This is a genomic window from Vibrio sp. 1F255 (assembly GCF_041439145.1).
In the GTDB taxonomy this organism is placed as follows: Bacteria; Pseudomonadota; Gammaproteobacteria; order Enterobacterales; family Vibrionaceae; genus Vibrio; species Vibrio crassostreae_C.
This window is the reverse complement of the sequence record NZ_JBGONQ010000003.1, coordinates 221,840-235,618: the sequence shown is the minus strand read 5'-3', so window position 1 is coordinate 235,618 and position 13,779 is coordinate 221,840. Positions and strand designations below refer to the sequence as shown.

Genomic DNA, 13,779 nt, shown 5'->3' with positions numbered 1-13,779 from the left:
GAGTTTAAGGTTAAGTGGGTTTTAAAGCTCTAAGTCAGAACTGTTTAAACATAAAAAAGAGAGGCACAATGGCCTCTCTTTGATCGTCTACTTTATATTGCTAGCGTTGAGCTATCAGACTACAGCTTTGTCCAAGCATCTTGCCAGTATTGGCTATCTGCTGGAGCGTAAGACGCGCTTGCACACCATGCCGTGTATGGCCAAGGCTTACATTCGTACAAGCCATTATCGCTGCCGACCACAATGTCACCCGCTGCGTAGTTGGTGCCCGCTTCATATGGAGGATAATCACCTGGAGGAGGTGTTGTACCACCACCGTCTTTAACAGCGAACGAATCGTTTACCATCACCATTTCACCGTCAGATGCTTTACCGACCACTTCAAGTCCATATTGCCCTTCCGCTACATCGTATAAGTCTATGGTAATGGCGCGGCTGTCCGTTACGTTAACCTTAGTTTGCTCAACCACAGTACCTGCACTGTTGATCACCATAGCGGTAACATCTAACGCTTCATTTGATGTCAGTGTTAGATCTAAACGAACATTGCCGTTATCTGGCGCATATTCTGATTGAAGCCCTGAAACAGCAAGCTCTAAGTCATCGCCCGGATCTGGGTTACCACCACAAGAAGAATCTGAAACTTTTCTCCAAACGCCCCACTCACCTGTCGTTCCAGGTTCTTCGCCGCGAGTGTACCACCCTGCTCCCCACGTTGAACCGTCATGAGATACTTGGTCACCTTCAACATAAACGGTGTCGGCATCCCATGCAGCAGCACAGTTAGAACCATCAGTTACAGATACCTTACGGTCAGCGGTTACAGTTTGGTTCGCGCTGTCTGTTACGCTATACACAAGTGTGTAGTTGCCGATTTCATTTACATCGACACTGCCAGTGTGTGTGATGGTGCTTGTCAGGTCGCCATCTTCTGCATCATTCGCCGTCACGCCTGCCATTGCATCAAACGCAGTTCCCAACACAACAGTCGTGTCAGACACACCATTAAATACTGGCTTCTGGCTGTAAACCTCTACCGTTCTCGCTTTAGTGGTTTCGTTGTTATCGCTGTCTTTCACTCGGTAAGTCAAAACGTAAGTGCCAATAACACTGGTTTCAACGTAACCTTCAACATCGATTGATGACGTTAGATCGCCGTCTTCTTTGTCTGTTGCCGTCACGCCATCCATAGGATCAAACGTTGTGCCGTGAAGAACACGCGTATTTTCGATACCTTTAAGAACTGGCTCACCCTCGACTGGTGGTGGCGTTACTTGACCGTGTACAAACGGGCCGTAGTCTTTAATGAACTGCTCGTTGTATTGTTGGCCGTTTTTGTTGGTGCCCATGTCCCAGTTGATAGACCAAGTCATCACACCACGTAGCGGTTGACCTTGCGCCGTTAGGCTATCAAATGCGTCGTATAAATCTTGTGGCTCTTGTACAAAACCGGTTGCTGCAGCATCGATGCTTGAAGGAATACCAAACACGAGCTTGTCATGTGGGATTTTGTGGAAGCCACGCGTTCCGTTGATAAGAGAATCAGAAATGTAGTAGATGAATTCTTCTTTTAACGCATCGTTGTTTTGAGCAATCCAACCCACGCCTTCAACCCAGATACCATCGCCACCTTGGTTGTAAAATTGTGGGTTAATCCAGTCGTAGTAGCCTTCTAGATTATCGATATAAGGAACGTACTTACCGCCTGTCGTGAGATACGGGAACTCAGGCGCCATAGTAATAAGGAAGTTTTTACCTTCAGCACGGTAGTGGTCTTTTACCAACTTAAGAGCATCAGGAATCACGGTTTGATTGTTTGCTGCGGTTACGGCTGCTTGTTCAAGGTCGATATCTAGGCCATCGAAACCGTAACGCTCAGTTAGACGGATAATCTCATCAGCAAAGGCTCTTTCATCACCGGTTTCTAGCTCTACGTGTGCATCCGCACCACCTAAAGCCAACAGCACAGAGCGACCTTGCTTGTTGAGTTCCGAGATTTGGTCAATAAATTGTTCTTCTGAAAGCCCAATGGTTGGGTCCAGTTTAAAAGTTGGGATTCGACCATCAGCCACATCGTAGACCTTCATGAATGACACATTCACGATGTTGTACATTGGGTTCACTTCATCCAGCGTCACACATGGCGCATTACCACCTTGGTAGCCGCCACCGTCACACCAGTTATGCCAATAGCCAACCACCACGCCAGAGTCTGGATTCGTCATATCTGAACCATTCGCATAAACAGCGCCAGACATTGCCGCCATGCCGAGCGATACTGCTAATTGTAGAGCTTTACGTTTCAACATTAGTCCCACTTCCTTACTTAACAGCTGTGCCAATCACAACCGAACCAATTCATTGTAATCATGAATATTTATAGAGAAGTAATGGAATTTTTAGGAAAAGATGACCTTTGATTTAACTTGTGATTTTAAGTCACAGATTGAATATCAGAATCAATATGACTTTGACTTTTTATTCAAATTGAAATGCTAAAAACTGTTATTTTCGGTCGAATACATTGACCATGAAAATACTTAATCAATCTTAATTCACTAAGATAATTAACCAAAAATATAAAAAATCACCGATAGGAAAAAATAAACTTTAAATCGGCAAAAATCACCCCAAATACGCCGTAATTACTGACCTAAGACCAGATACCATTGCGAGTGATATCACTAAAACAGCCTGGATATAGCCATCATACATGTGCTAGCAATACACACGTATAACGGAATATAGGAGCAAGAATTTGTAGGATTTTGAATGTATACGTCGGGAGTTTTTCAGTTAACCGTCAGTGCCAGATGAATAATATGCATCCAATAGTGAAATAAAATTCACCTTATCAAGTTCATTAAGTTGATTAATTCCAGCCGCTGCTTTTCTTCCTCCGCCAGTCGCAAAACTTGAGCAAATTTCGTCTGCACCCGTTCTATTTGATAATGGCGCACGTAAGCTCACCGTGTAAGACTCGCCGTCTTGGTTTTTCGTTAATACTGCTTGCGCTCGGTTTGGATCTTGATTAACGATTTCATTACCAAATACGCCACTGATGCGCCTTGCCCAAGTCTCGCCTGGTAGTTCAAACACACGTGCGACTTCACTTTCATAAACAGGAGCAAGGTTTGATAACTGCTGGCAATCATTTTGATAAGCAGCTCGCAGTCGATAAAACACCGAGTCTTTATCATCCAAAAGATCAAACGGGTTCGGGTATTGATAAAGGGTTTCGTAGAGCTCAGCTGGCGTGAAATGCAAATCACTGAGTGACGAACCGTAACCGTTGTAGTTAATCAAGGTACCTAGCTCTTCTAGAAACTCTTTTTGAGATTGAGCGAATCCATTTTCATCCGCTAGCCGCGCCGCCACCGTTTTTAGATTGTCGCCAAAGGCAGCTGCGATTGCCCAAGCCACATACGCACCATTCAGCTTCTGGTTAATCAGCAAGCTCGTGCAGCTCTCTGGCGCGGTATCAATCAGAGTATCTAAATGACTAGAAGTTGGGACATCCCCTGTTCGGTGGTGATCGCAATAAAATACATTGATGTTTGCGTCTAGCAGTGAGTGCAGTGCAGGCAGGTTTTTCTCCATCGATACATCTAAAACGGTAACGGAAGAAACATCACCTTGCTTACCCGGCTCCATAGTTTGAGTAACAACTTGAGAGACCAACTTAATATCACGCTTAACACCAGTAATGAGCACGCTCTCTCTTGGCTCACTTAATCGCAGCTGTAACAACGCGATTATGCCATCTGCGTCTCCGTTGAATACGTCGTAGTGCATGTTGTTCCTTTTACTCTCAATCAGATTAGGCTTGAAGTTTATATCTGTATTTTTACAAGCACCGTTGTTTATTATCAATATCAACTTGTTAGGTGATATAACTCTATTGAACATAGCGGTTATTCACGGCTTGTGCTATTGATCAAAAACTCAAGATTATACGAAATACGCTTAATCTCACTTCAAAACTATGAGCGCGTTCCTTGTATGGCTTTTGAAAGTTTAATATCGAAGTTGATAACCTTTTGTTCATGTACATAAAAGTGACCACAACGAACCGTTACGCTTTGATACAATTAGAGTTGGATTAGTTAGGTTTTTACTCGAATTGACATTTATAAGCGTTTAAAATGACTTTCGAGTTAGCGAAAACTTTCAATTCAAACCACAGATCCAAAGGTACACTGCATTTCCATGATCAACTTCGAACCCAAACGCCCTTATCAAACCCTCGGTCTTATCTTGAGAAAAGAACTATCTGATGGTCTTTACCCGATTGGAAGTCGTTTACCGCCCGAGCGAGATATTGCTGAGCGTCTATCCGTGAGCAGAGCTGTGGTTAGAGAAGCAATCATCATGCTGGAACTTGAGGGACTCGTTGAAGTAAAGAAAGGCTCGGGAGTGTACATCGTTAACTTACCGACTACATCAACAGTGGCACAAAATGAAGATGTAGGTCCTTTTGAAATGCTTCAAGCAAGACAGTTATTGGAAAGCAGTATTGCTGAGTTTGCTGCAACACAAGCAACCCCTGCTGATATCGAAAAAATGCGTGAAGCTCTAGAAATTGAGCGCCGCGAAATTGAAAACAATGTCCAAAATCCGGTTGGTGACAGAATGTTCCATCAGTGTATTGCCGAAGCGACACAGAATTCTGTGCTGGTCGATATTCTAAAGGAATCGTGGGAACGTCGCGAGTCTAGCCCTATGTGGAAGATACTGCATACACATATCGAGATCCAAGACTATAGGAAAGAGTGGCTAGATGATCATGCTGCTATTTTGCTAGCAATGAGACGCAAGAACCCAATCGAAGCCAAGCAAGCGATGTGGCAACATCTAGAACATGTGAAGATTAGGCTTTTAGAGCTTTCTGATTTTACCGACCCTAATTTTGATGGTTATCTGTTTAACTCCATTCCCGCTATCGCGACATCAAAAGACAATCTTTAGAAAATTGGTGACATAAAATACTTATGTCACCTGATTTTTACGGAGTGATCTCCTCACCAGTTTCTACATTGAGCTTAAAAGACTGGCCCGCATGGGCAAGTATCAAAGTATTTTCGTCAGTTAACACGTAATCTATTGGTTGTTTTAAGCAACTCATAACCACTTGATGTTGCTGCTGTTCTTCTATGAACCATTCTAGATGTTTAATATCTTTCTGAGCGTCAGATTCAACATTCCCTTTGAAACCATCACCGTCATCAATTTCACTTGTTAACTTAACTACACAAGAAGGATCACTCATCATTCCAAGATAATAAGTTTCTTGTTCATGGTACAAATCAACACTCCCCCCCTTAATAACAACTTCGAGCGGGGTATGGGCTCGCCATTGCATCGATTTGGGTTCAGATAGCCTAATGTTGTCGACAATAACGACCCCGTTATCTGCAACTTGTATTATTGTTCGCACAAACGACTCACAACTCTCATAAGCATTCGCGAGATCTAGAACGACACATTGAAACTCATTGCTATCAATTCGAGTGATTACTGTTGCTTGAGCTGTTGCGCAATCTATCTTCTGACCTTCAGTCGCGTTGGTAACGCTATCGTCTAAATTGACACCACCAAATAAGGGTAAATTATGCGCCTGCGTAGTTCGAGTCCATAAACTATGATGTTTGCTACCAAACCTATAGCCATAACTGCCACTCGGAGTAAGAACATTAACGCCATCATCGACTAGTGCAACATTCCCTTGATCAGCATGGCGATGAGAACTATTACCAAACTTACTTGCTCGGTAGTACACCGACATTTTACTATGGGCAGTTTTACCTAACCCTGCGTATGAATAGTAAATGTTGTTCGACGCAGGGCTCACACACAGAGCAGTCTCGTCAGAAACAAACGCCTCATTTGAAGTCATTAACGTATTAGAAACGGTTGAATGTTGACCCGATTTTTCAAATTGTAACTGCGGATACGTCGGTACTATATCTAATAAATGGAGCTTGTAAGTCTCAATATTGGACTCTAACTTCTTGGACTCTAATATCGACTTCGTACAACCATACCGTGGTGCATATATTCTGAGTGGATTTTGCGCAAAGAAACCAGGCCACTCTTTACCTTCTCTCTTGCACCAGAAGCCATCACCAAAGGGATGAATTCGATCGTTATTCGCCACAAAGTCCAAAGCAAACTTAACGTAATTCTTATAAAACGGGTGATTATAGAAAGAAAAGCCACTTAAACGCTCAACCGACAAGAAAAACGGATGGTGCCACTTGGTATAGGAAGAAGAATAAAAAGGCCCCTCAACCCAACTGCCATCTTTTCCGCCATAGAAAGGCAACACACCTCGGTAAATCATTAAGGCGTAATTAAGCCAACGTTCACAAGTTTTAAGTTCAAACTCTTTGTGTAACACAAGGGCAGCAACGCCTAAGTAAGCAGGCAAACGCGATGTATGTGAATGTCCCGGGTACTGTTTAAACTTATCTTGCTCTAAGCGCTCTTCCATTTGATAGGCATATCGAATTAAGAGCGGCCTGACGAATGAACACTCGTCGGTCGTCAGCAATGGAGACAACCAATGATAGGCAAGATACAAATTTCGCGTCATTGACAGGCCAATTTCATCTCCCCACGTACAAGGCCTTAACAGTGACGCCGGGCCTTCAGGGCTCCACTCGGATAAGCGCAATAAAATTTGGCATGCCTTATGTCCTGCCACCTCATCACCCCACACCTTATATAGTAATGTTAGTGCGATAAGATCGCGATCAATCCAACGTCTTACGTTAGCGATAGCTGTACGCTTCCCTTCTTCATTACCACGGCGATAATGATTAGAATATAAAATGTCATCTATATCAGTTAGTTCAACACTATTGCGTAACTTGTCTCTTGCACTTAATGAAGCATTGCTGACTGCGTCAATATCTTCATCGAGATACATCATAAACTGGTCTTTATTAGTACACAGTGAGAATAGTGACATAGCGTCCGGTGCCAAGTAGTTTTCTGACTCCGTCGTGATTTCAAAAACAATCCAATCAGATTTTGCTAGAGTATTGAGGCAAGTCACTCTCCAGCGATAGCTACCTTGAGGTAACTGAAATGTCGGTTGTAAAGGAGACTGCACCGATTTCCAATCCCATTTTTGCTCACCGTCTTTGTCTTCAAGTTCGATGTTATATGCAGAACCATACTCTCCTTGAGGCCAATTGAAACTTGGGGGATTGACTGAGGAAATTTCGTTACAAGGCGACAAAAAAATTTGGAAATCATGCGTTCTTTCTAGTTGTAGCATGTGTTACTCCTCTATTTCGACCAATGATATTGCCCTGTCTCTGCATCAATATGACCAATTTGCTTCGCTGGGGTCCCTGCAAAAATCGAATATGGGGGCACATCGGATGTCACTACCGAATTAGCACAAATCAATGAACATTTACCGATGCTCACTCCTGGAGTGACAACAACACCAGATGTCAACCAAACACCCTTTGCGATTGTGACCTTTCCGCTTTCCAAATCACTACGACCACTAAAGCTCTCTGAAGTCGGGTCAAATAAATGATTAGACGCAACGACAGAAACATGTGGCCCTACCAAAACGTCTTCACCAACCTCCACATCACCATTAATGTAGCTGTATAGGCCTATATAACTTCGTGTTCCGATTTGGTTTTCACCAATGCGAACGATAGCTCCTGGAGCAACTCGAACATTATTGTTGGTGAAGCCTAAGATTTGAGCTCTCGACTCGTCATCATGTTTATTATTACTTTGTGTTGTATATAGGGTGAATTTTCTAAATTCCTCATCCGAAAGTTCACCGCCAAATTTTTGTTGAACCGACATATCATCACCTATAAATAAAGGGAAGTAACAGTAACGACTTCCCTTATTGATTATCAATATTTTCACTGACACTAAATAAGCTAATCCGATAATATCCCTGGGTTAGCTTAATTTAAAAACCCAATATCGAATTGAAAACACATTAATTAAAATGAGACCGAGTCAATGCATACTCGACACCACGAATCTCAGCTAAGCCTTTTAAACGGCCTATGCAAGAATACCCTGGGTTTGTTTTTTTATTTAAGTCGTCAATAATTTGGTGACCATGATCAGGCCGCATTGGAATTAAATCACTTTGTCCATTATTAGTACGACGATTTTCTTCTTTAAGAAGTGCAAATATCACTTCATACATATCAACATCACCATTGAGATGAGCTGCTTCATGGAAGTTGCCGGGTTCTTCTTCGCGCTTTGTTGAACGCAGATGCGTGAAATAAATTCGATCACCAAAAGTTTCAATCATCTTCACAAGATCGTTATCGTCTCGCACGCCATAAGACCCGGTACACATAGTAATACCGTTCATTTTGCTCGGTACACGATGCGTCAAGAATTCGATATCTTCAATCGTAGATACCACTCGCGGTAAACCAAGAATTGGGCGTGGTGGATCATCAGGGTGAATGGCCAACTTCACGCCGTACTCTTCACACACTGGGGTAATTTCGTTTAGGAAGTAAACTAAATTTTCACGTAACTTATTGCCGTCAATGTGTTGGTACTGATCCAGTTGCTCTCTAAACTGCTGAAGAGTATAGCCTTCTTCCGCACCTGGTAGACCAGCGATGATATTCGATGTTAGCTGTGCAATTTTGTCATCAGGCATGTTAGAAAAACGAGTTCGAGCAAGTGCAATGTCTTCTTTTGAATACTCTTCATGTGCACCTTCTCGTTCTAGTATGCATAGCTCAAAAACAGCAAAGTCAATATGGTCAAACCTTAATGCTTTTGAGCCATCTGGGAGTACATACTCTAAATCTGTTCTCGTCCAATCAAGAACTGGCATAAAGTTATAGCAAACTGTATCAACTCCGCATTCAGATAAATTGATAATAGATTGCTTATAGTGCTCTATCCATTGAATGAAATTTCCAGTTTGAGTCTTGATCTCTTCATGAACAGGGATACTTTCGACAACTTCCCATGTAAGTGAATTTTCTTCTATTAACTTTTTACGTTTTAGTATTTCTTCTTTAGACCATATTTCACCATTCTTAATATGATGTAATGCCGTTACGATTCCTGTTGCCCCAGCCTGACGAATATCATTAAGCGTTACAATATCATTTGGACCATACCATCGCCAAGTTTGCTTCATAAGTTATTACCTATTATTAATTTTTTTGATGAAGCCTTATTAAGGCTTCATCTGATATTTTATTTAATTAGACAGTGTAAGCTTTTAGTTTTACATCATTTAACTTACCAGCTCGTAGTAATAGCCAAGATATAAACCCGACAATCGCTGCCATTAATACAAATAACATTCTTCCCCACATAGGGTTTGGTATCAGCGTTAATAGGAGAAGCGCTGCACTTGTCGCCAATAACACTCGACCAAGTAAAATGTACTGTTGTCTATCAGCTTCGAAGCTTTGAGGCGAATCTTCTACAATTACTGGAGTTTCTGCATTACTAAAGAACTCTGCGATTTCTTCAGCACGCTTACCTGTTGGCTCTTTATAGAAAAGTTGAGTCAGCAAGAAGAAACCACCTGTGATAATAATGTGCCCTGTTACGCCCATGGTTATCGATTTCATTTCAGCGAATTCACGACTAGACAATGGTTCAGATAAATTAAACAGGCTTTCGATCATTGGTGCATTTGTTGAAGCAATAACGGCTGAAACACAAGCGCCTACGGCAATGGTTGCCCAACATGACCAATCTGGAGTCTTCTTGATAAAGAAACAAAGCAGTGACGGAATAAGCACAGGGAACGCGACAAGCGTACTCACCATCATAAGTGCATCAAATAGACCAAAATCTTGCAGTTTGCTCATGAACAAGCCACAAACAATAATCAACAAGCCGAATACCACGGTAGAAACTTTACTTGCAAACAAGATCGATTTATCTGATTTGTCTTTTGCCATGTAAGGTTCATAAACGTTTTTAATGAATATGCCGGCATTTCTATTTAATGCAGAGTCCATTGACGACATGGTTGCAGCAAACATAGCTGACATCATCAAGCCAACCATCCCAACGGGCATCTCGTTACGAACGAAGACAAAATAAGTGGCATTAGAAATATCTTTGCCTAGAACATCGAGGCCCCATGTAGACATATCTGGGTAATTTCCGCTTACATACCAAGCAGGAAGGAACCAAATGAAAGGTCCAAACGCCATTAGACAACACGCTAGGATTGCAGCTTTACGTGCATTATTAGTATCTTTTGCTGCAATATAGCGGTAAGAATCAATCATATTGTTTGTACTGAAGAACTGTTTGATGAAAATACAGATAAACCAGCCAACAAATAAGTAGGTATAGCTATACCCTTCTCCAACAAACCCTTGATCAGGCAAACCCGCTTCTAGGATTGGTGCTACACCACCAGATTTGTATATCGCTACGATTGTCGCTATGAAGGTAACAACAGTAATGATGATCATCTGTATAAAGTCTGATGCAACTACAGCCCAACTTCCGCCGACCAGAGACATAAGAAGTACAACCATACCCGCAGCAACTATCGTTGTTTCAATTGGGATATTAAATACCGCACTTGCAAAGATCGCTAATGCATTCAGCCATAGCGCAGCCTGAAGTACACTCGACGGTACCGTCGCCCACGTTACAACTTGCTCGCTAACAGGACCAAAACGTTTGCGAATGCCTTGGATTGGACTGATAACTCGCATCTGTCGAGCTCTTGCAGCAAAGAATAAGTAGTTACAAAAGTAACCAAGAGCATTCGCAAAAAAGATAACAGAGATGGATAAGCCAACATCAAGAGCTTTTCCCATTACGCCAGTAAACGTCATAGCACTCAGTGCTTGAAGAAATGCTGTGGACCCAACCATCCACCACAACATTTTGCCTCCCCCCCTAAAGTAATCACTTGTCGATGACGTTGCTGATCGAAACATCCAACCTACTCCGAGGAGGAAAACGAAGTAGCCTATAACTATAAGTATATCGATATTCATAATGATCCCTAACCGTGATATTTAAAAACTAAACACCTTTCGCTTTCTTTTATATCGCCCCTAGATATTGGCTGTCAAAATTGGTCTACCAATTGGTTGACACTTCTCACAAAAAAATAAATCTCTGATGATATGCCGTTTAAATAATACAAATGAATGTTACTCTCTAATGGTAATTTTTATAGCCGTCTGATTTTAAAAATTGGAGTGAGAGTGCGGAAGTATGAATAAAAATGTTTTAAATCAATACTTAAAAGAAGAACAGAGAATTGTTCACATTGGCTTAGGGGCTTTTCATCGAGCTCATCAAGCTTTATATACAAGCGAATTGTTAGACAATAAAAAGTCTAACTGGACGATCTGTTCCATTAACTTATTTGGTTCACAATCGCTTATTCAGCAGTTAAGAGAGCAAGGTCATTGCTACACTGTTTTGGAGAGAGGTGCGACAAGCGAACAAATAAAAATATCAAAGGCAATCACTCAATCCTTACATCCAGATCTAGACGGTCAGTCGACTATCATCGAAAAAATTGCGAATCCAAACGTTCGTATAGTCTCAATGACTATCACAGAAAAAGGCTATTGCATTGAACCAAGTACTGGCTCTCTTGATGTTAACAATCGTCTCATCCAGCTCGATCTCGACTCACCTTCTCGTCCAGTGTCCGCCATCGGTTATATCGTTGAAGGTTTAAGACTCAGAAAAGAAAGGAATATTAACGCGTTCACCGTATTGTCTTGCGACAATATTCAAAACAATGGAGAAGTAGCGAAGTCGGCTATTCTTAGTTTTGCAAAATTGGTCGACTTGGAGTTGTATTCTTGGATAGAGGCTAATGTCACATTCCCAAACACTATGGTAGACCGTATTGTTCCAGCGGCGAATAAAGAAAGCTTATCTTATATAGAAACAGCTATCGGCTACTCGGATCCATGTGCCATCGCTTGTGAACCTTTTCGACAATGGGTAATAGAAGATAAGTTTGTAATTGGTCGACCAAATTGGGATGAAGTGGGCGCGCAATTTGTCGATGATGTCATACCTTTTGAAGAGATGAAGCTACGCATGCTAAATGGTAGTCACTCACTTCTTGCGTACTTGGGATACTTGAGTGGTTATAAGTATGTGTCAGAAGCGATTTCAGACCCATATTTTAAGAAGGTGATTCTAGACTTCATGATGAATGAGCAAACGCCTTCATTGTCGTTACCAAAGGAAACTGACATTGCAGCTTACGCAGATTCGCTGATTGAACGTTTCTCTAACCCAAATTTAAAACACCTTACCTCTCAGATAGCAATGGACGGAAGTCAGAAATTACCACCACGATTTTGTGAATCTCTCAAATATAACCGTGAAAATGCTGTTCAAACAACTTGGTTAGAGTTGGGCATTGCAGGGTGGATGGCTTATGTGATTGGCATGGATGACAACGGCGATGCTATCGAGGTTCATGATCCAATGGCTGGCGTGTTCAAGCAAATCAAACAAGAAAGTAAAACGCCTCGTGAAGCTGTCATTTCTTTATTAAGCATTGATGGTATTTTTGAATCTAGCCTTCTTGCAGATGCCGAATTCGTAAATAAGATAGTCGACCTTTTCGAATGTATTCAAGAGGTTGGTGCAATGCAAACTTTACATAACTTAACAAAAACACTGAACTTAAAGGGCTAGGCATGGAATACAAAAATAAGTTGATTCGATTTGGTCAGAACCGCGTTTGGCGCTCTTACAGTGGTGGTAAGGTTTTAGACCAAATTAATAACGAAAGCGTTCCGGTCGACTCTCATTTTCCTGAAGACTGGATTGCATCGGTCACTAAAGCCGTTAACCCAGGTCGAGAAACAATCAGTGAAGGTCAATCAACTGCGATTATCGGCGATCACTCACTCGATTTCGCCGAATTATTAGATCTAGATCCTGAGTATTTTTTAGGTAAAGAGCACTTCAGTAGATTCGGTCCTAACCCTATGGTTTTGATTAAGTTTCTAGACTCTTCAATTCGCTTACATTTCCAAGCACACCCAACCAGAGAGTTTGCCCAAAAGCACCTAGATTCAAATTCAGGCAAGGCTGAAGCCTACTATATTTTACAAGTTCGTGAGGAGATTGATGATCCTTATATTTATCTCGGATTTCAGACGCCTCCGACTAAAGAAACGTTGAAAGAGATCATTGTTGAACAAGACATTAACCGACTGAAAACTTGCTTCGAAAAAATCAAAGTATCTCCTGGTGAGTGTTACTTTATTCCAGGAGGAATGCCTCACGCGATTGGCGAAGGCATTCTAATGATTGAGATAATGGAACCATCGGACTGGGCTGTTCGATTTGAGTTTGAACGAGCTGGTTATACACTTCCTGAAGAAGCTCGCTACATGAAGCGAGATTTGGACTTTTGCCTTGATGTTTTTGACTATTCAGAGAAGTCGGTTGAAGCTGTGGCAACTCAGAACAAAAAGACACCTCAACTATTAACAGCTTATGCTGACGGATCGGTAAAAGAGTCTCTCATTGATGACAAAACAACCGACAGATATCGAGTTTGTCGCACAAAAGTCATTAGCAGCATCACCAAATCTGAGAACGACTTTTATGTCGGTGTTATTGCTGCTGGCAGTTGTACGATTAAATTAGACGAAGAAATTTTAGTACTCAATAAGTACGATAAATTTTTCTGCCCGGCTGGCATTGAAAATATCACGATAGAAACAGACGATGGCGTCGAGATTATTGAATGCTACCCACCATTAACGAATTAATCCTGAGTTA

General features: G+C 41.7%; 9 protein-coding genes. 3 read left to right on the top strand and 6 right to left on the bottom strand.

All coding sequences use genetic code 11. The features are described 5' to 3' along the window. Nucleotides 1–119 precede the first annotated feature (119 nt). Nucleotides 120–2,309 carry an immunoglobulin-like domain-containing protein gene (locus ACED41_RS03745; protein WP_371724504.1) on the bottom strand — a complete coding sequence of 730 codons (2,190 nt, stop codon included), beginning with the start codon at nucleotides 2,307–2,309 and terminating at the stop codon, nucleotides 120–122. Nucleotides 2,310–2,796: 487 nt separating this feature from the next. After that, on the bottom strand, nucleotides 2,797–3,795 hold the full coding sequence (locus ACED41_RS03740; protein ID WP_065583623.1) for an acetyltransferase: 999 nt from the start codon (nucleotides 3,793–3,795) through the stop codon (nucleotides 2,797–2,799). A 414-nt stretch (nucleotides 3,796–4,209) separates the two neighbouring features. Between ACED41_RS03740 and ACED41_RS03735 the strand changes: the two genes are divergently transcribed. Further along, on the top strand, nucleotides 4,210–4,968 hold the full coding sequence (locus tag ACED41_RS03735; protein ID WP_083190198.1) for an FCD domain-containing protein: 759 nt from the start codon (nucleotides 4,210–4,212) through the stop codon (nucleotides 4,966–4,968). Nucleotides 4,969–5,005: 37 nt separating this feature from the next. Here ACED41_RS03735 and ACED41_RS03730 read toward each other — a convergent pair whose 3' ends face one another. The 4 genes from ACED41_RS03730 to ACED41_RS03715 form a co-directional block, all read right to left on the bottom strand. After that, nucleotides 5,006–7,285, bottom strand: a complete 2,280-nt coding sequence (locus ACED41_RS03730; RefSeq protein ID WP_065583621.1) for a heparinase II/III family protein — start codon at nucleotides 7,283–7,285, stop codon at nucleotides 5,006–5,008. 11 nt (nucleotides 7,286–7,296) lie between these two features. Beyond that, nucleotides 7,297–7,839, bottom strand: a complete 543-nt coding sequence (locus ACED41_RS03725) for an acyltransferase (RefSeq protein ID WP_065101257.1) — start codon at nucleotides 7,837–7,839, stop codon at nucleotides 7,297–7,299. A 142-nt stretch (nucleotides 7,840–7,981) separates the two neighbouring features. Beyond that, nucleotides 7,982–9,163, bottom strand: coding sequence for a mannonate dehydratase (gene uxuA / locus ACED41_RS03720; protein ID WP_065583620.1), 1,182 nt, complete (start codon nucleotides 9,161–9,163; stop codon nucleotides 7,982–7,984). Nucleotides 9,164–9,230: 67 nt separating this feature from the next. Continuing rightward, complete coding sequence (locus tag ACED41_RS03715; RefSeq protein WP_065583619.1) at nucleotides 9,231–11,003, bottom strand: transporter; 1,773 nt, start codon at nucleotides 11,001–11,003, stop codon at nucleotides 9,231–9,233. Between the two features lie 223 nt (nucleotides 11,004–11,226). Here ACED41_RS03715 and ACED41_RS03710 point away from each other — a divergent pair, with 223 nt between their 5' ends. Next, nucleotides 11,227–12,681: a mannitol dehydrogenase family protein gene (locus ACED41_RS03710; RefSeq protein ID WP_065583618.1), complete on the top strand. Its 1,455-nt coding sequence runs from the start codon at nucleotides 11,227–11,229 to the stop codon at nucleotides 12,679–12,681. Nucleotides 12,682–12,683: 2 nt separating this feature from the next. After that, on the top strand, nucleotides 12,684–13,769 hold the full coding sequence (locus tag ACED41_RS03705; protein WP_065583617.1) for a class I mannose-6-phosphate isomerase: 1,086 nt from the start codon (nucleotides 12,684–12,686) through the stop codon (nucleotides 13,767–13,769). The last annotated feature ends 10 nt before the right edge of the window (nucleotides 13,770–13,779 follow it).